This is a genomic window from Paraburkholderia sp. 31.1, assembly GCF_014397645.1.
Lineage (GTDB): Bacteria > Pseudomonadota > Gammaproteobacteria > Burkholderiales > Burkholderiaceae > Paraburkholderia > Paraburkholderia tuberum.
Genome location: NZ_VZQN01000003.1, coordinates 181,788 through 200,460, shown reverse-complemented (window position 1 = coordinate 200,460; position 18,673 = coordinate 181,788). Strand labels below are relative to the sequence as shown.

Here is an 18,673-nt window from a genome sequence, read left to right as displayed (position 1 = left end):
TGAAAGCCTGGTGCAATATTATGGCACGACATGACATTTCCAGGAATTTAGACGCGAAAACTTAAACGAAACTTAAAACCCGGCCCATGAGCCCTCGCTCGTGTCGCGCGCGGCACCGCCGCCCGCACGCCGATGGGCACGCGCGATTTACCGCTCGCGCCGATTACGTCGGATCGCAATCATTTCGCTTCGCGACATGTCGAGAATTATTGGTCCGATGCGGCAGGTCGCTAATAAATGATGCGTCGGCGCCGGGTTCGATGCGCGTGGCGACGATGATCCTTTGAACGTCAGGTCGCATCTGCAGACTTATCGCGTCTATCCCTGGAACGCCCTTGCGCTGACAACGGCATCGGCGCTGTCTCGCGATAACGAAGACATGCGCCGGTACCTCAGTGCTCCAACGGTCTAAATACCCCAGAGAATATCGTCGCCATGGCGATGGGCCTCGCGCATCATGTCGAGCAATGGCCAGGCGCGATGTTCGACGGTCGCGGCCGCACTGTTTGAACTATGGTCGTTCGGCACGTGATGGAGGACGTTGAGGGCTAATTCAGTGCGTGCCTGATCTTCGATAGCGCGTTCAAGTCGCGTTATCACCGTACCCAGTTCGTCGTGGCTGATGACGCCACGAGTGGCGACTTGCTTACCAATGGCTGCGAGGAGATATTCCGCGAGGTTCCGCAGCATGACGACGTCCGGAGTTGAACGGCACTTGAACGTAACAAGCATACAGACCTCTCCGCGAAGGACAACTGTGCCGTTGCGACGGACGCCGAGACGGTCGCCTGATGCAATCGACGCTTATAACCAGCAACGAGGCTTGCGCTAATCTCGATATCCAAAGTGTAGGCCAATGTGTCACATTGTGCTATATAAAGATCAGATGCGCGGACCATACCCTACCGGCGCGCAGGCAGGTCGACATGAATCTAACTCGCGGGCAGCGCTCATTAGCTGCGCACGACGTTCGTCGTGTCGTGGCATAAGCGGAGGCAATAAATGCCATGATCGACTGCTCTTTGGGGGCGTGATGAACCTTCAGAATAAGCTAACGCTAAATTGTCCCTCTGTACCGCCAGGGACGCTTTGGCATCGCGGACAGATTCATCGTGCGCTCGCGGACGAGGCGGGATGCTCGGCAGGCTTCGAAGCCATTTGTGCGGTTTGTGCGTGCTGAGGAATGGCGTCCAGGTCGACCCAGTCATACCGCACGCTCGCCACCGCCTGCCGGAGGGCGTCATTTGCTTGATAGTACTGGTGATGAGAGATCAGCCTCGCAGCGTCATTGACGTCCGCGATCACCAGTTTTAGCGGAACGAGTTCCATGGTGTAGGCAACGTTAATATTCGCGACCTTCAGGGCGTTGAGCGCCTGATCCCGCTGACCTTGCTTGATGTGCTCATTCGCGGATGCCACCGCTTTGGATTTCTCGGAAGACTGGGCGAGATTGTCGGTGATAGTTACGTCAGCGCCAACTGGAAGCCACATCAACTCCTGCGAAGCGCGAGCGACGTCCGCTTGGACATGCGGCGCGCTGGAAGCCGTGGGTGGAAGTTTCAAGTCTTTTTCAGCCTTGGTAAAAGCAGTATTGTCAGCCTGCGCTTCCTGCAGTGATTTCTGGGCGGCTTTTACAAGCGTGGCGGCCTCCGAACCGTTACCGTTGAAGATTGCGAGCCGCGCAAGTTCGATCTGCTGGAACGCCTCGTTTCCTTTCCCCGAGACTTTGCCCATGTCCGACGCGACGGCCCGCGGGGACTCGGCGGCCTGCACGGCCGCACCACAATAGGCGGCGGAGAGCAACGCGCACATGACAGCGATAACCTGATGCCTTTTCATGGTTCATTCTCCTCAGCGAGTGTCCAGTTCCAGACGTCGCATGCGGCCTTGCGCGCTCACATCGGCGGCGCATATGGCATGCGAGACTTTCACAGGGCTTGAACTTCGAACAGTTGACGCTTTAAAGCTAGGCCGTGGTGCTTAAAGGACGCTTAAGAAGGAGCCATCCGGACGCAAGGCGGCAGCACTGGGTAGTGCGAAGAACCGGACCTCGCCAGTTAGCGTTCGCATGATGTGGTAGCAGCGCGAAGCGACCACAGCCGCTTCTGATGCGCAATGACGTCAGGTTCATCGCACATACTCGTGATCATCGGCGTTAGAGGGCGCTCATTCTGCCCTTCGCTTCCGGTTAGACAAGTCTTGCTCGATCTCCGCTCATTACATGAGCGCGACTCCCTGACCAGATCTCACCGTTGGAAGTCTGGCTTGCAGTTCAGGCGGGTACTCGGGTAGTCCCTTCAAGCGCCCCGCTAACGGATAGAGCTTCCGTTGACCCCTCCCTCGCTGAACGATGGCGTTGCCAGTCAACTCGTCGCGTCCATTCGCTCCATCATTGCTCGCGTCTGCTCGACGCCCAACGCGCAGCGCATTGCGAGCCTCATCACGATCACGCTCCAGAGCGCCACTAGAAGAATGTCCCAACCGAATCCGATCACACCGAGTCCGCCACCGACGCCGCCGAGCCACGACAATAACCAGATGCCCCCAAACCATGGCAACAGCCACGCAATGTTGTTCCAGCCGAAGTCTTTCGCCGCTTTGCGCAAGACGATGTGGTAGTACGCCGCGTAGAGTACGAAACCGATCGCCACCAGCGCAAACAGAAAGGTGTTCGTTGCAAAGCCAGTCCAATATATTACGAGGTTGCTGCAGATAAATGCGACTGGCGCCAGCACGGGCGCGGCCCACATGCGAAATGGACGATGCAGTTCCGGAAGGTTACGGCGCAACACCAGCAACGCGACCGGACCAAGACCATATGTCAGCACCGTAACCGACGTAATGTAGTCGACCATCTTCTGCCATGCAGGAAACGGCAGCAGGAAAATGGTGCCAACCACCCACATCACGAGAACCGCCAGCCATGGCACCTTGTTGCGGTTCAGCTTTGTCAGCACGCGGGGACCTGCCTCCATTTCGCCCGTAGCAAAGAGGACGCGCGATCCGCCGGTTACATACATCAGCCCCGTGCCTCCAGGCGATATATAGGCGTCGATATAGAGAAGCGTCGCCATCCAGCCGAGCCCGAGCGTCGCGGCAAGTCCAGCGAACGGTCCCATTTCCCCCTTGAAGCTGAGGTGTGCCCATCCGTGCGCGAGATCGACCGGCGACAGCGCCCAGATAAAGGCCACTTGCAACATGATGTAAACCACTGCAGCGAGCACGACCGAGCCAATCACGGCTAGCGGAATGTCGCGATGTGGATTGGCCGTTTCGCCGCCGAGGTCGATCGCAGTACGGAAGCCCAAATAGCTGAAAACGATACCTGCTGCGGGAAGTGCCGTGAACATGCCGGAGAGCTTGTAGGTGTCAGGCGCTGCACGCACGACATCCCAGTGGGTGCTCGCTGCCATCAAGCCGACGATGGTCAGTATCGGCACCAGAATTTTCCACCACGTAATGGTTGAATTGACGTTGAGCAGCCATCTGATCACCATCAGATTCAGCAGCGCGGTGATTCCGAGCAAACCGGCGCACACGAAGAAGCCCGCCAAACTCAGCACCCCGGCGGAGCCAGGACGGATCAGCCATGGCAGATAGTTGCTTGCATAAGTGACGATTGCTTCGGCTTCGACTGCAGGCACCGGGACATAGGCGAGGAAGAGCAGCCAGCACCACAACCTTCCAAGTCCGTCGCCATGGCTCGCGTGGCTCATATGAACCAGCGCCCCACTACGAGGAAAAACGGCGGCAAGCTCCGCGAAACATAGCGCAATCAGCATGATGATGACAGCGCCAAGCGCCCAACTGCCTATGCTCAACGGACCGGCTATTCTCGATGCATGGTAGGCGCCGAACAGCCACCCTGAACCAATCATGCTAGTGGTGCTTGCGAACAGCAACCCCACTATCCCAGCATCGCGACGCAGTTTGCCCGATAGCGTCAGGTCGGAAATCGTGCTCATTTCTGGTCTCCTTGCGCCTGCCCCGAAGTTCGGCTTTGAACCGGCGTTGCGCGAAAGAGGCGGTGCGCATCCGCGCACCGTCATACATGAACGGCTCACCCTGAACGCTTCGACCGCAAAGACGGCGATAAAATTCCCGCCGTGAGCCGAAGCAACAATTAAAGGGCTTGGAAATGCCTGTGCGCTTCGACGAGCGTTAGTTCACACTGTGCCATTTCATATTCGTGGCATGGCTTCATGCGATTCAAGCATCGTCGAGCATGCGCCAATCGCTCGCACTGGCCCCGGCCAGAGTACGAACACGAGCTTCGTCGCGCGCAAGTTCTCGCGCGGATCCGGAAAAAACGACCCGACCATCGTCCAGCACGCAAGCCGCGTCGGCAATCTCGACAGCCGCTCGAACGTTCTGCTCAACCAGAAGCACCGACATGCCTTCGGCGCGCATTCTGACGATAACATCAAACACTTCCCGCACCATCAGCGGTGCGAGACCTTGAGACGGCTCATCGAGAAGCAGTACGCGTGGGTTGAGCAGCAGGCCGCGTGCGATCGCGAGCATTTCCTGCTCCCCTCCGGAGAGTTGCCGGCCCTTGCTGTTCCGACGCTCGCGTAACCGGGGAAAAAGCTCAAACACACGTGCGATCGTCCAAGGACCGGTGCGCCCGTTGGGCACAAGCAGATTTTCTTCCACGCTGAGACCCGCGAATATGCGCCTACCCTCGGGCACATATCCGACACCGAGCGACGCGACCCGGTCTGGCGGCCAGCCGGTCGTTTCGCGGCCTAGAATGCTCACCCTTCCCGCGCGTGGCCGGGTCAATCCCATCAGGCTTCGCATGGTTGTCGTCTTGCCGGCGCCGTTGCGCCCTACCAGGGCGACAATCTGGCCGTCGTCAACGTCCACCGATACGCCATGCAGAATGTGGCTCTTGCCGTACCAGGTCTGCAGTCCCTCGGCAACCAGGGCACTCATTTTGCTGTTCCCAGATAGGCTGCTTGCACGGCTTGATTGCCGGTGATTTCTTCCGGCGTTCCTTCTGCCAGAATCCTGCCTTCGGCGAGCACCATGATGCGCTGTGCCAGTTGGAAGATGACGCGCATGTCGTGCTCGATCAGAATCATCGTCAGCGATCGATCGCGGTGCAGGCGTCGTATCAGTCGCGTCACGTCGTAGGTTTCCTGATCTCCCATCCCCGCAGTCGGTTCGTCGAGGAGCAGGAGCCTGGGTTCGAGTGCGAGCGACATGATGATTTCCGTGGCTCGCTGGTCGCCAAGCGACAGTTCACCCACCAACCGGCGCGCACGCTGCTCGAGTCCGCCGAGCACGAGCAATTCTTCCAGCCGCTGGTTGACGGTCGTGCGCGCCGCCCTCGATAGCCACGGCGAGAGCCTGTGCCCGGCCCGAAGTTCGACCGGAATCCGCAGATTATCGCGAACGGACAACTCAGGAAAAACTTCCGTAATCTGGAAAGTCCGCGCCATTCCCATGGCAACGCGGCGATGAGGCGCAAGCCGGGTCACGTCGCGTCCGTCGAACACGATACGCCCCGACGTAGGCGGAAAGAACCCACTGATCAGATTGAAGAACGTCGTCTTTCCTGCACCGTTAGGCCCAATTACCGCGCGAAGCTCACCGGCTTCCACAGTCAGGCAAACATCGCTAACCGCGCGAAGATTGCCGAACCGGTGAGATACGTGATCGACTACGAGCAGGCTCATGAACGCACCCCGCCCGTCCGGATGCCCAGCACGCCACGGGGAAAGAACAGAACGACGAGGATGAACAGCAGGCCGATAAACGACATCCAGTTCTCAGTCCGTGTGGAGATGTAATCCTGAACCAGCACGAAGACGGCCGCGCCGATCAGCGGTCCCCACAACGAGCGCATTCCCCCCAGCACGGCCATGATCACAAAATCGCCTGACTGGTCCCACCGCAGATCATGCGGATCGGCGAAGTTATTGAGCAGCGCGTACAAGGTACCGGCAAAACTCACGAAAAAGCAGGAGATCACGAACGACAGCCAGATATGCTGCTCCACCGGCAGCCCCAGGAAGCGCGCCCGCTTTTCGTTCTCGCGTATCGCCAGAAGCGTACGGCCAAACGGAGAGCGCAACAGCGCAGTCATGACGGCAACCGACACGGCAAAGCAAAGCAGAACGAAATAGTAAAACACGGTGCTGTTGCCAAGAATGTCGATTCTCTGCTGGCCAAAGTGGAGAGGCATGCGATGCCATCCGGAGAGTCCATCGTCGCCGCCAGTCACGGCGTTCCAGCGAAAGGCGACGAAGTAGAACACCTGGCCGAATGCGATCGTCGCCATCGCGAAATAGACGCCCCGAAGCCTGGCAATCAGCGCGCCGATGAGCGCCGCCGCCAGCGTGCCGGCCGCGACCCCAATGACGATACCAAGCGGCGTATTCGGCACCAGATAACGGATCGTCATACCAACGCCATACGCGCCGAGACCAAAATATGCCGCGTGACCGAACGACAACACGCCAGTAAAACCGAGTAGAAAATTGAGCGCCATCGCCGCCAATGCCATTACTACTACGCGTGTACCAAGTGCCGTATAGCCGCCGAGCCAGGTGATCCAGTACGGCATGGCTGCGAGCGCCAGCCAGACCGCCGCATCCCCCGCGAGTTGCAGTGATGATCTCACTGGACCCTCCCTTCCTCACCCAGCAGTCCGCGCGGACGTACGAGCAGCACTAGACCCATCAGGACGTAAATCACCGCCTCGGTCGCGGACGGGAAAAAGACAGAAGTCAGGCCAGAAGCGACGCCAATGAGAATGCCGCCGAGCAGCGTACCCGGCAGGCTGCCCAGTCCCCCGACGATGATCGCAACGAAACTCGGCATGATGAGCGAATCACCGATGGTCGGTTGCAGTCCGAGCATGCCGGCTGCCAGTACGCCAGCCAGCCCCGCGAGAAAGATGCCGAGGCCGAAATTCATGCTGCGAAGCCACCGTACATTCACGCCCAGTGTCGCGACCGTTTCGAGGTCTCCGACGCCAGCGCGGATACGAATGCCGGATCGAGTGAACTTCAGGAACATGAAGAGCGCCGCCACGACGATCACAACCAGAACGACCATGAACACACGATAGCCCGTTAGAAAGAAGAACGAGGACGTCAATGGCCGGTTCAGCGCGTCCGGAATCTGGTATGGCAATGTCTGAGGCCCCCAGATATAGCGGCTACCGTCCTGCAGCAGAAACGCGAGCCCGAACGTGAGCAGCAGACTGTATAGGGGATCTCTTCCATACAGCGGGCGAATCAGTACCCGCTCGATCAGCAGTCCGAGAGCAGCGGTCAGCAAGGGTGCAATAACAAGCGCCGCCCAAAAGCCGACATACGGCATGATCGTGTAGGCGAGGTAAGCGCCAATTGCCAGGAATCCGCCGTGCGCGAAGTTGATGACACCGCTCAGATTCAGGATCAGCGACAGGCCAAGCGCCATTAGCGCGTAAAACGCGCCAATGACGATACCGTTGAATACGTTGAACAGGATCAGTTGCGTCATACCGTTACCTGTGCTGCCGACGTCCGCTTCCGATGTCCCGGCTCATCGGTCGCGCGGCAGTTGCGGCAGCGCGACATCATTAGGCACTCAGCCCCCTGTCTGGCTCCCCGAACCGGTCATGCCCATCTGAGACGGCAGCCGGTTTCGCTGACCGGCAGCGCCGCGTCGATGCCCTTTACCAGCTGATCGACGTGGAATAGATCATCAGGTCTAGGTCCCTGCGCTACCGCATGTCCCACATAGAGATCCGGCATGAGCTGATGGTTGCCGGCCCGATAGAACGGTGTGTCCGGCATCAGCCCTACATCCGGCGGCAACTTGAAGCCTTCGAGCGCCCGCGCCAGTTTCACCGCGTCAAGCGTCTTCTCCTGATTAGCGACGAGTGCAACGCTATTGACAGCGACGTGCCCGAACCAGTGTCTGGCAGTCGGCACTCTCCCGGCCTTCTTACGGATGCCGGCCACGTATTCCGCTACGTGGGGTACGTTGGGCTGGTCCCAGTACCATTCGAATACCCACGTACCGATTCGCGCATCCGGCGGCAAGCCCTCGAGCACCTCCAGTTCCTGCTGCGCCCCGGCGATGTGGAAACGCTTGTTAAGGCCGAACTGCACCGCCTGCTTAAGCGAATTGACAGCATCCTGACCTGCGGTAAGAAACAGGATGACGTCAGGATCGGCAGCCTGCGCCTTGATCAAATATGACGAATAGTCGGTGGTGCCAAGCGGCGCCAACGCGGCTCCAGCCTCCACCCCTCCGAACTTCTTCAGGCTCGCCTCGAAGCCGAGTTGCAAGGTGTGGCCAAATGCGTAATCGGGGGTGATGAAAAACCATTTTTTTCCGTACCGGTCGAACAGGACCTTCGATACCGAGTTGGTTTCCATCCTCGTCGTATTGCAGACCCGAAAGACGTTCCAGTGACAATCTGTACCGGTCACGGCGTCGGTATGCCCACCCGTCACGATATGCAGTGTTTTCAATTCGTTTGAAACCTGCCCGATCGCAAGCGCCATAGCCGAGTTGACATTGCCAAGCAGGAAGTCCACCTTGTCACGTTCGATCAGCTTGCGCGCCTTCTGTACGGCAGCGCCAGTATCGGCGCTGGTGGAATCCTCCACGATGAGCTGAACCGGACGACCCAATATGCCCCCGCGCGCATTGATCTGATCGATCGCGTATTCGCAACCCATTTGCTCGTTCTTGCCGAGTTCGGCGTAGGTACCTGTCAACGGGTCGTCGAGCCCGAATTTGATTGGAACCTCTCCGCGCGCCTTGATGATGAAGGGTGCGCCGATCTGCGCAATTCCGGCTGCGGCAGCAGCCTTCAGTACGAGCCGGCGATGCCGTCGGCCCGCGGTCGATAGTCTTCCCATTTCGGTCTCCCACAGAATGGACACGTCCGAGCAATGCTCGCGCTCTCCTCCTGGGAAAGCTGGTTCCGATTTCTACGCTTCGGATTTCCAACGCATATCAAATGTTAGTGCACGATATGACATAATTCCATGAGATGTAACGAAACCTCTGAGTGCCAGCCGGTCTATCGCGGTGATTCAACGCACACCGGCGCGGTGCGCGGGTAAAGCGCTTCAGTAAATGTCCCGGAATGCGCATGAAAGAGACTCGGGAAAACCTCCACTCTGAAGAACCCTTCCTCCATGAGGCATCTGGAACAACTCCGATGCTCGCGCCGGGTGTTGGGAGATCTGGCAGCATCGTAGGCAGTGGTCGCGCTCGCAACCGATCCGGTTGTCAAAGATTGCGCCAAAGCGAACGCGAAATTGTGGGACCACATCGGCGTTTCGTGCGCGGCATCCGTTACAGAGATGGCCGATTTCGAATGGGTGAGTTCCCCTCCACAATCAGGCAAGACCAGCCACGGCCCTCGCTACCGCGATTGAGATGATTAATCGAGGCTCGAAGCCCCGAAACCCAACGCGCTGAGTGCGAAACTTCCTGCGCCAAACGCATTACGTGACGGCGTGTATGCATCGTCAAACGCCAGGATTTCGCCGTGCGCTGCCAGCGATATGTCCGCCAAAGAAGACCGGGAATACGGATCGGCGCGCTCCGGATACCATGGTGTCGTTGGAGAGGATACTGCCTCAGAGGTCGAGCCTCTGCTCGAAGACCTCATCTTGGCCCATGGACCAGAGGAATCCAGCGGCACTAACTCTTCCAGCATCCGATCACCTGTCATCGCGTTCACGCTACCGCACATGGCTGTCGCGACCAACAGCACGGCCTTGGTGAGCTTGCGAAGGAGTTTTGATGAGTCTGGCGCAGACTTCATGAATGATCGCTGTATCACTTCAGAATTCAGACGTTTGCAACTTGCCGCCTCACGGCACAGTCGCTGCATGATAGCGGGTGGCCTCTGCCAAATAAATCTGTGTTTACTCCCTATCTGCGAGTGCAGCGCACCAATGGATCCCGCACCCGGTGCTCACCCTCGATGATCGGATGTGGCCCTGCAGCGGCCGCGCATGCCTTGTCCAGCCATCTGGCCGACAATTTGCGCAAACTCAGCGCATATGCCACGAACAACTTCATTGTACGGATGTCGCAAGGCAACGCTCGCCTCAAAGCTGCCCATCCGAAATCCAGTACTACATGCCGATATATCTGTAACGCTCCGCCCGTGCGTCGTAAAGTGGTGGCGCAAAAAACCTCGAAATGCGGCTGGCAATCAGCGCGGTCGCCATAGCGAATGACCAGTGCGTCCCTATTGATCATCGCGATGACAATCACGAAAGCCTTGCCAACCCGGAGATGACGCCGATCAGCAGCACCGCGACGGCGAGTAGCGGATGGTCCGAAATCGCGCGGGATGGAAGTGCCGCAGGTTAAGCATCAGCGATGCGCCGACGTGGATCGTCGGCACGCCGCAATATGTCACAATCTGCATCAATCAGATGCGCTTCCAGCACTGCGACGAGAGCGGTGACCAACGGGCCCACCCAGAAGATTCCATAGTGGAACCAAAGCCGCCGAACATGTTGCAGCGTTCTTCTGTCCAGGATGCGGAAGAAAGTGGCAGACGGTTTCAACGTCAGATAGGGATCAACGAAAAAAAAGCCCAGCCGTGAAGCTGGGCGGAGGGGAATCGCCTTCTGTCGCCTGAAAACGAGTGGGCTTGCTGCCGGACCATACGCCATAACATGCAATATCGGCACGCCAGGTCCCACACCACTAGCCCTTAGGATAAGCACGTTGTGACATTTATTCAAGCGATTCCTGCACCTTTTTCGTAAAACCAGGAAGGGGGAACACGGCAGGAGTTCATTCAGATGACCTTCGCGAGATAACGGCGGCGGCTCCGATGGCGGCATCGCCTGGGAAAATACGGAGGCACACCACGCAAACGCCACATAGACTTCAAGACGTCGCTTCCCTCGACGTACTGCCCTGCTCCACGTCGTCACTTTTCTGGGAGACAGAATGAAAAAATGCACGATCCGGCTCACGTTCGTGATGCTCGCGCTGCTCGCCGGATGTCATGAAACGAAAACGCCGCAAACGGTCACGTCGAGCGGCCAGGCTGCCAATGCGTCGGCGCTCAGTACCAGTCCCTCGACGATCGACGAACTGAACAATCCCAACAGTCCGCTTGCAAAGCGAAGCATCTATTTCGATTTCGACAGCTATACGGTCAGGGATGACTATCAGGCGCTACTCCAGGCACATGCGGACTATCTGCGCCGGCATCCGTCCCAGCATGTGCTGATACAGGGCAACACCGACGAGCGCGGCACCACCGAATACAATCTCGCCCTGGGCGAGCGGCGCTCGCAGGCCGTTATGCGTGAGTTGAAAACGCTTGGCGTGCCCGGGACGCAACTGGAAGCCGTCAGCCTGGGCAAAGAAAAACCGGTTGCGCTGGGGCACGACGAGGCGTCGTGGTCGCAGAATCGCCGCGCCGACCTGGTGTACCGCTAATCGCGCAGCGCACGACGCGCGGACCAGTTCAAAGCCCGAAGTACCAGAGCCGCACGTCCTCTTCCTCCGACCATATCTGCACGTCCAGCATCTCGTCGAATTCGACCGGCTCGCCCTGGTACATGCAGCAGAACCCGCGCTCGGTCCGATAGACGATCACCCACTCGCGCGGGTCGGGGGTTGCGTCGGGCGAACGGTCTTCCCGTGTGCTCCCGGCATCCGCAAGGTGCGCTGCGGCCTTGAGCCGCTCGCGCAACGTCCGCCACTCAGTTTTCAGCTTCACGGTCGCTCACCTTGAGACCCCTGCCGTGCACGGCATACGAAGCGTCGTTGACGCGCACGGATTGCATCGACGTGGCGGTCCTTCCGCGAGCCCGGGGCTGGAAAATATCGATACTACGGGCGACGGCGTCCGCAATATGCTCCTTCGCAATCACGCCGGACACGTCGAACGCGCCATCGACAGCGGCATCGACGAGGACCACCGCCATCACCGCGCGGCGCTGCCGGAGTTCGCTGATCACTTCGAACGCCGCATCGGATCGCTTCACGACGATGAAGTTGCGATTCGCGAGTTGCCCGATCGTGACCGTCGGATTGTCATGGCTGACCGCGCGGCGCAGGCCGGTGTTGATGCGCAGCACGCCGTACAGCATGCCTGCCTTCGTGACGACGATGTGCCGGAACGGCGCGACGCCCATGCGATCGAGGAGATCGCGAAACGGGACCTCCGCGTCGAGCACCAGTATGTCGGCCTCCATGATCGCCCCCGCGTTCTGCACGAGAAACATATTGGCGTGCAACGCATCTGGAATGACATGACCGCGCCTGACGAGTTTCATCGTGTAGATCGTCTCGCGCGAGAGGAGCCGGCGGGTGCCGATGCTGAACGCAACCGCAAGTATCATCGGCAGCACGATGTCGTAATCGCGCGTCATTTCGAAGATCATCGCCACTGCCGTCATCGCGGCACCCGTGCCGCCCGCGACCACCGCCCCCATGCCGACCATCGCGAATGCAGGCACGCTGACCGGAGCGGCCGGCACCAGCAGATGGAACAGGGACGCCAGCGCGGCGCCCAACGTCGCGCCGATGAACAGCGACGGCGAGAACACGCCGCCCGACGAGCCGGAGCCGAGGCTAACCGACGTCGCGGCCATCTTGCACAGCGCAAGCAGCAGCAGGAACAGGCCACCTTGCAACTGTTCATTGAGCGTCGCCTGGATCGTTGCGTAGCCCACGCCTTCCACGTAGTAGTGGCCTGCGTAGCGCATCAGCAGATACATCATTACGCCGACGAACAGCATGCCGAGCGCGTGGCGCGCAAAACGCCCCGGAACGCGATCGAAGGCGTCCTCCGCCCAGTGCAATCCGCGAATCAGCAAGGCGGCCGCCACACCGGCCACGACCCCGAGCAGCGCGTAAAGCAGCAGCGTGAAGCCGCTCGCGAGATGGTTATCGAGCGCTCCGAGCTGAGGGGGAACCAGGAAAGCCGCTGCTCCGCCCAAGAACAGCCGTCCCACGAATGTCGCGGTGCCCGTTGCCAGTGCGACGGGCAGAAAAGTCCCCACGCTGATTTCCGGCATCATCAGCTCGGTCGCGAACAGTACGCCGCCGATCGGCGTATTGAACGTCGCGGCAATGCCGGCCCCCGCGCCGCTCGCAACGAGAATGATCCGCTGACTGGCGGGCATCCGCAGCCACTGACCCAGCGTCGAGCCCAGTGCAGAACCGATCTGGATGATCGGACCTTCCCGGCCCACCGCCGCGCCGGTGCCGATCGCGATCGCCGATGCGAGCGACTTGACGACCGCCACGACCGGACGGATCACGCCGCCCCCGAAATAGATCGCGTCCATCACTTCTGGCACGCCATGCCCTTTTGCTTCCGGTGCGAAGCGGCTTACCAGCCACGTGACCACGAAGCCGCCTGCTACCGGCACAAGAATCACCCATGCGCCCCACGGCGACGGCGGGGTAAACTGGCTCGCGTCGTAGAGCGGCGAAAGGCGTCCGAGAAACGCCGCATTATGGATAGTGCCGATCAGCATCCTGAACACGACCGCGCCAAAACCGGTCACGATCCCGAGGCAGAACCCCAGCATGCTCATGCGATAGAGGTCGAGCGGCTTCACGACTTCTTGCGCGTTTTCAGGAGGCGCCGAATCTCCTTGCTTGCCGTCGAGCTTCGTGGGGGCCATATCCCGCTTCTCCTCGCATGACAACACCGCGTCATCGTTCGGCGCGGGAGCCTCGAGCGGTCCCATGCACGCAATACAAGGTCCACGCAGAAAGAAGCCGAGCGGTCTTGGGGGATGATCGAACATCGCACCGCCCGCCTGAATCGGTCGGTGCGACCGGGTAGACAGGCCTCGGCAATCATGTCATGCCGTGCCATGCACTATAGTCCTATCAACGCGTGTTCACCAACCTTGATGGTCGTGGCGATACGGAACACCCACCGTTCACCGCATCCAGATCCGGCGCGGGCACGCAATCCATCTGATACGATTTTGCGCTGTCACCCCGTCACGCCGCATTGCCGGTGCGCCTTGCGATAGAGCAACAGGATTTCAGCAAGGCTGCAGAGAATCCGGTTTCAGGCGCCTGGTCCATGTTCCGAACGAGACAGGTAGCAAAGTGAAGCAAACATCACCGCACATCCGGGTCGGCATGCCCAACAAGCAGGATCTCGAAGCCATGTCCGCATTCCGTTACCAGTTACGCAGGTTCCTGCGGTATTCGGAAGAAATTACTCACGCCGAAGGAGTCACGCCTCTGCAATATCAGATGCTCCTTCACGTCAGGGGATTTCCCGAGCGCTCCTGGGCCAGTATCGGCGAACTGGCTGAACGGTTGCAGGCAGCGCCCAACGGCACCGCGGCGCTCGTGTCCCGCTGCGAAGCCGCCGGGCTCGTCGAGCGTCGCCCCGACGCTTCCGACCGGCGACTCGTGCAGGTCCACCTGACGGAAAAAGGCGATCGGTGCCTGTTGAAGCTCGCGATGCTGCACAAGCGGGAAATCGAGTCATTCGGTTGGGCGCTGGGGCAGTTTCAGGTTCAACAGACACCACTGGTTGGCGGAGCGGCCAAATCGCCAGATTGGTGATCATGCAGCGGCGCCAGGGATGAGCGTTCGTCGACGGCCGGCGCGCCAGCGACGATCTCTGCGTGCCAGCCCTTTAGTCCGTGTCCGTACGACCCATTCTCAAGACATCCAAGACCGCTTGGGCTAATGGGTGATTACCCTCGCACGGACGCGCCAGAAGCTTTCAGGCCTGGCTTAATTGGGGCGATCGTACTTGTCATGCCAGGAGCGGCGCCTGTGGCGCGAAGTCCGCTGGATGACATTTTCCGATGGACACGAGTGGCTCGACGCCCCTCAGCGGCCACCGCTCGCCGCTTCGTGCGGAGCAGCAATGCACGCGCCTTCCGATTCGGCGGCACGTTCGACAGCTGGCCAAAGTGCCTTGCTAAATGCCCTATCGTGCGCTAAAAAATATTTACTTCCTTCGCGTGTCTACTGGCCGTCCGGCCAATGCCATGGACGCCCCCACTCCAGCGAGCACGACTGTCCATGAGTCTTCTTGAGCTCAGAGGCGTTTCCAGGCATTTCGGCGCCATTCAGGCCCTGACCGACGTGACGCTCAGTCTGGAGTCAGGTCAGGTCGTGGGGCTCATGGGCGATAACGGGGCCGGGAAATCGACTTTGGTGAAGGTCGTCGCCGGCAACTTTCCACCTTCGCACGGCGAAATTCTCATCGATGGAAATCCCGTGCATTTCAACAAGCCGGTCGACGCGCGCGCGCGCGGCATCGAAGTCGTCTATCAGGATCTCGCGCTCTGCGACAACCTGACGGCAGCCGCCAACGTTTTCCTTGGCCGCGAACCGCGGGTCGGGTTCGGGCCTATCCGCGTGCTCGATCACGCGACCATGTATCGGCGTGCGGGTGAACTGTTCAAGGCACTGAAGTCCGAGACGCGCCCGCGCGACCTCGTCAGGCAAATGTCGGGGGGACAGCGGCAGGCGGTGGCCATCGCCCGCACACGCCTCTCGGAAGCAAGGCTCGTCCTCATGGACGAGCCGACCGCCTCGATCAGTGTGCGCCAGGTCGTCGAGGTGCTGGATCTCATCAGACGCCTGTCCGAACACGGTATCGCCGTCATCCTCATCAGCCACCGCATGCCTGACGTATTCGCCGTTGCCCACCGGGTGGTTGTCATGCGGCGCGGGCGCAAGGTCGCCGACAAGAAGACCGAAGAGTCCTCCCCGGAAGAAGTGACCGGACTGATCACCGGCGCCATCGCCGCTGCCTGAAACTGCCTCGCATCGGAGCCACCACATTGAACGACGCGCCGCGAAGGCCCCCTACAACCCCGCCATTGCTCGATGATCCACAGTCCGCGAGGACGCATACTCGCTGGTCGGGAATGCTCGCAAGCCAGGTGTTCTGGGTCGTGCTGGCAACGATCGTCGCCTGTATCGCCCTGTCTTTCGCGACCTCGACCTTCGCGACCTCCGAGAATCTTTTCAACGTTACGCGAAACTTCGCCTTCGTCGCCATCGTGGCGCTGGGAATGATGGCGGTGATCGTCACGGGCGGCATCGACATTTCGGTTGGCTCGACGATCGGCATCAGCGGTATCGTGCTCTCGGTCGTCATGAACGCGGGCTACCCGATCTGGGCCGGTATCGGCATGGGACTACTGACCGCCGGGCTGGTCGGCCTCGTCAACGGCTTGCTCATCGCGTATCTCGGCATGCAGCCTTTCGTCGTGACGCTCGCCATGCTGAGCGTCGGCCGCAGCCTCGCACTCGTGATCTCCCGCAGCCGGACCATTTTCGATTTCGGCCCCGACGGGAGCAAGCTCCTCGCGCTCGGCGGCGGCGCGACGCTCGGCGTCGCCAATCCGGTGTGGTTCCTGATCCTGCTTGGGCTGTTGTTCTGGTTCGCGTTCGGCTGGACGCGCTGGGGCCGCTATGTGTTCGCGATCGGCGGCAACCGTCATGCGGCGACTCTCACCGGCGTACCGGTGCGCCGCATCGTTTGTTCCGTCTACATGCTCTGCGGCCTCATGGCGGGCGTCGCGGCGATTCTCGAAGTCGGCTGGCTAGGCGCGGTGACGACAGGCCTCGGCACCGGCGACGAACTGCGCGTGATCGCTGCTACCGTGGTCGGCGGGACCAATCTGATCGGCGGGGTTGGCAGCGCCTTCGGCACGATCGTCGGCGCGGCGCTCATCGAGGTCATCCGCAACAGCCTGATCCTGCTCGGCGTCGACGCGTTCTGGCAGGGCACGGTCGTCGGCAGCTTCATCGTCGTCGCGGTGCTTTTTAACAGGCTCGGTGGCGAGCGGCAAGGAGATTGAAATGTCGTTGGACGCGCCGGCCGCTTCCCGGCCGGTGCCGCGGGAAGCGGGTGCGGCCGGATCAGGCGCGGAACTGCCGCACGCATGGGTTCACAAGACCGCGAGGATCCGCTCCAAGGCCGAGTTCCGATTTCGGGCCTGACGTTGGATCGTTATGAAGACTGTGTAGGCCCACATGGGCACCGTAGAGCCGGCGCCGAACAGGAGGAAGCAATGAAGAAACTGTGGATGTGTCTTGCCGCGGCTGGAGGACTCGCGATGCTGGCGTCCTCTGGCTTCGCGGCCGATAAGACCCTTGCGCTGGTGGTGAAGGGTCTCGACAACCCGTACTTCGACCTCATGCATCAAGGATGCGAACGGGCGAACAAGGAACTCAACAAGCAAGGCTACAACTGCTACTACACCGGTCCCGCGACCGCCGCGGACGAGAGCGCGCAAGTGCAAATCATCGACGACCTGCTGACCAAGGGCGTCGCGAGCATGGCGATCTCGCCCGCGAACGCGCCGGCTGTGGCGGAGGTGCTGCGCCGCCGCGGCGGCTCGGTCCCGGTCATCACCGCGGATGCCGATCTGCTGCCGAAGGATGCGTCACTGCGCAAGGCCTATGTCGGCACCGACAACTACGAACTGGGCGCCAAGCTTGGCGAGCAGTTGAAGATGCTGATGCCGAAAGGCGGCAATGTCTGCCTGGTGATGGGCAATCCGGCAGCGGAGAACATCAACCAGCGGGCCCAGGGCGCGCGCGATGTGCTCTCCGGGAAGAAAGGGATCACCAAGCTCGCTGGCGAGAACGGCTGGCATGAGATCAGTGGCTGTCCGCTCTACGTGAACGACGACGCCGCCAAGGCGAACCAGATGATGCAGGACACGCTGACCGCCCACCCCACGGGTCTCGACGCCTTTCTGCTAGCGGGCGGCTGGCCTCTCTTTGCGCCGCAGGCCTTTTCGCAGGTTGTCGCGCCGATAATGGACAAGATCAAGAACGGCAAGTTCGTGATCGTCTCGGCGGATACGCTCGGGCCCGAACTGCAAGCGCTCAAGGAGCACAAGGTGAATGTGCTCGTCGGCCAGCGGCCCGAGGAAATGGGCTACCGCGCCGCGATGGTCATGCGTGACCTCGCGGAAGGGAAGTCGGTACCTCCGGTCATTCACACCGGACTCGACGTCTGCACATGGAAGAACGCCGACACTTGCCTGAAGCATTGAAGGCCGGCGCCCCACATCATCACGATAACGCGCGAGCCGGATCGACACCGAGCCGACTCTGCGCTGCCTCAATGCATCGACGACACCATTTGCCTGCTCTTCCTGAAAGAGGCCGGGCGCGGCATTGAACACCAATAGCGCGCCGACAATGCACGCTTCGACACGTTCGCCGTTGATGCGCATCGTTAACCTCGCCTTAAGTTGCCCAGGAGTACGCTGATTACATGAGAAATCCCACGGCTCGAAGCATCGCTCCGGTTTGTTCAGTCATCCCAAACATGACTTCGCTAAGCATCAGATAAGCTTCGCATCCTGGACTTCTCTCACGTTCTTCTCATTGCACCGCAGGGATTTGACGTTGGTCAAATGACCCGGCGTCTCCGCATTGCAGCAACCACAGGCCAGCCCGCCTGAGCGAATCCTGCAAGGCGAGCACCGAGTCCCAAGGAAATGCATGGACCGAACCTCCTTATAAGCCCAGTAGCCCATAGTTCGTCTCCTGCAAATCACAGCTTTTGAGCCAAATGTCGCTGGGTCGCGATAACTAAACAGAGCGTCTTGAATAATGCAGCATAATCTTCGCAAAATCTCGTTTGACCTGATCCAGTGTCGGAAACAGGCCTCGACGGCCTCAAGCACTTCGACGAGCGGGGAAAAGTAGCGGT

General features: G+C 60.1%; 17 protein-coding genes and 1 pseudogene. 6 read left to right on the top strand and 12 right to left on the bottom strand.

Going from position 1 to position 18,673, the window contains the following annotated elements:
- Positions 1 to 408: 408 nt before the first annotated feature.
- From F6X37_RS03190 to F6X37_RS37840, 10 genes and pseudogenes are all read right to left on the bottom strand, one after another.
- Entirely contained in the window at positions 409 to 732 is a 324-nt protein-coding gene (locus tag F6X37_RS03190) for a DUF1840 domain-containing protein (protein ID WP_090805945.1), read from the bottom strand.
- Positions 733 to 1,107: 375 nt separating this feature from the next.
- Positions 1,108 to 1,839, bottom strand: a complete 732-nt coding sequence (locus tag F6X37_RS03185; protein ID WP_187610278.1) for a YfdX family protein — start codon at positions 1,837 to 1,839, stop codon at positions 1,108 to 1,110.
- 524 nt (positions 1,840 to 2,363) lie between these two features.
- Positions 2,364 to 3,965, bottom strand: coding sequence for an APC family permease (locus F6X37_RS03180; RefSeq protein ID WP_187610277.1), 1,602 nt, complete (start codon positions 3,963 to 3,965; stop codon positions 2,364 to 2,366).
- Positions 3,966 to 4,209: 244 nt separating this feature from the next.
- Positions 4,210 to 4,938: an ABC transporter ATP-binding protein gene (locus tag F6X37_RS03175; protein WP_090805950.1), complete on the bottom strand. Its 729-nt coding sequence runs from the start codon at positions 4,936 to 4,938 to the stop codon at positions 4,210 to 4,212.
- Positions 4,935 to 5,684, bottom strand: coding sequence for an ABC transporter ATP-binding protein (locus tag F6X37_RS03170; protein ID WP_187610276.1), 750 nt, complete (start codon positions 5,682 to 5,684; stop codon positions 4,935 to 4,937). Before F6X37_RS03170 ends, F6X37_RS03175 begins: the two co-directional genes overlap by 4 nt.
- Positions 5,681 to 6,574 carry a branched-chain amino acid ABC transporter permease gene (locus F6X37_RS03165; protein ID WP_262419786.1) on the bottom strand — a complete coding sequence of 298 codons (894 nt, stop codon included), beginning with the start codon at positions 6,572 to 6,574 and terminating at the stop codon, positions 5,681 to 5,683. The genes F6X37_RS03170 and F6X37_RS03165 overlap by 4 nt, the downstream gene beginning before the upstream one ends.
- Before the next feature lie 53 nt (positions 6,575 to 6,627).
- Entirely contained in the window at positions 6,628 to 7,497 is an 870-nt protein-coding gene (locus tag F6X37_RS03160) for a branched-chain amino acid ABC transporter permease (protein ID WP_187610274.1), read from the bottom strand.
- Between the two features lie 116 nt (positions 7,498 to 7,613).
- Positions 7,614 to 8,870 carry an ABC transporter substrate-binding protein gene (locus tag F6X37_RS03155; RefSeq protein WP_187610273.1) on the bottom strand — a complete coding sequence of 419 codons (1,257 nt, stop codon included), beginning with the start codon at positions 8,868 to 8,870 and terminating at the stop codon, positions 7,614 to 7,616.
- A gap of 530 nt (positions 8,871 to 9,400) precedes the next feature.
- A complete protein-coding gene (locus F6X37_RS03150; RefSeq protein WP_187610272.1) occupies positions 9,401 to 9,787 on the bottom strand; it encodes a hypothetical protein in 387 nt (128 codons plus the stop codon).
- Between the two features lie 316 nt (positions 9,788 to 10,103).
- Positions 10,104 to 10,251 (bottom strand): annotated as a pseudogene (locus F6X37_RS37840) (chloride channel protein); the annotation flags it as partial.
- A gap of 53 nt (positions 10,252 to 10,304) precedes the next feature.
- Here F6X37_RS37840 and F6X37_RS03145 point away from each other — a divergent pair.
- A complete protein-coding gene (locus tag F6X37_RS03145; RefSeq protein WP_187610271.1) occupies positions 10,305 to 10,583 on the top strand; it encodes a hypothetical protein in 279 nt (92 codons plus the stop codon).
- A gap of 352 nt (positions 10,584 to 10,935) precedes the next feature.
- Complete coding sequence (gene pal / locus F6X37_RS03140) at positions 10,936 to 11,433, top strand: peptidoglycan-associated lipoprotein Pal (protein ID WP_187610270.1); 498 nt, start codon at positions 10,936 to 10,938, stop codon at positions 11,431 to 11,433.
- Between the two features lie 28 nt (positions 11,434 to 11,461).
- Here pal and F6X37_RS03135 read toward each other — a convergent pair whose 3' ends face one another.
- Positions 11,462 to 11,716, bottom strand: a complete 255-nt coding sequence (locus F6X37_RS03135; RefSeq protein ID WP_187610269.1) for a hypothetical protein — start codon at positions 11,714 to 11,716, stop codon at positions 11,462 to 11,464.
- Positions 11,700 to 13,634, bottom strand: coding sequence for a chloride channel protein (locus tag F6X37_RS03130; protein WP_187610268.1), 1,935 nt, complete (start codon positions 13,632 to 13,634; stop codon positions 11,700 to 11,702). Before F6X37_RS03130 ends, F6X37_RS03135 begins: the two co-directional genes overlap by 17 nt.
- Positions 13,635 to 14,106: 472 nt before the next feature.
- On the opposite strand from F6X37_RS03130, the gene F6X37_RS03125 reads away from it, so the two are divergent.
- The 4 genes from F6X37_RS03125 to F6X37_RS03110 all read left to right on the top strand — a co-directional run bounded on the left by F6X37_RS03125 (position 14,107) and on the right by F6X37_RS03110 (position 18,008).
- Complete coding sequence (locus F6X37_RS03125; RefSeq protein WP_187610307.1) at positions 14,107 to 14,541, top strand: MarR family winged helix-turn-helix transcriptional regulator; 435 nt, start codon at positions 14,107 to 14,109, stop codon at positions 14,539 to 14,541.
- A 468-nt stretch (positions 14,542 to 15,009) separates the two neighbouring features.
- Positions 15,010 to 15,750 (top strand): ATP-binding cassette domain-containing protein, encoded by a 741-nt coding sequence (locus F6X37_RS03120; protein ID WP_184067230.1) that lies wholly within the window; start codon positions 15,010 to 15,012, stop codon positions 15,748 to 15,750.
- Between the two features lie 113 nt (positions 15,751 to 15,863).
- A complete protein-coding gene (locus F6X37_RS03115) occupies positions 15,864 to 16,802 on the top strand; it encodes an ABC transporter permease (RefSeq protein WP_090805964.1) in 939 nt (312 codons plus the stop codon).
- Between the two features lie 213 nt (positions 16,803 to 17,015).
- A complete protein-coding gene (locus tag F6X37_RS03110) occupies positions 17,016 to 18,008 on the top strand; it encodes a sugar-binding protein (protein WP_187610267.1) in 993 nt (330 codons plus the stop codon).
- Positions 18,009 to 18,673: the final 665 nt, after the last annotated feature.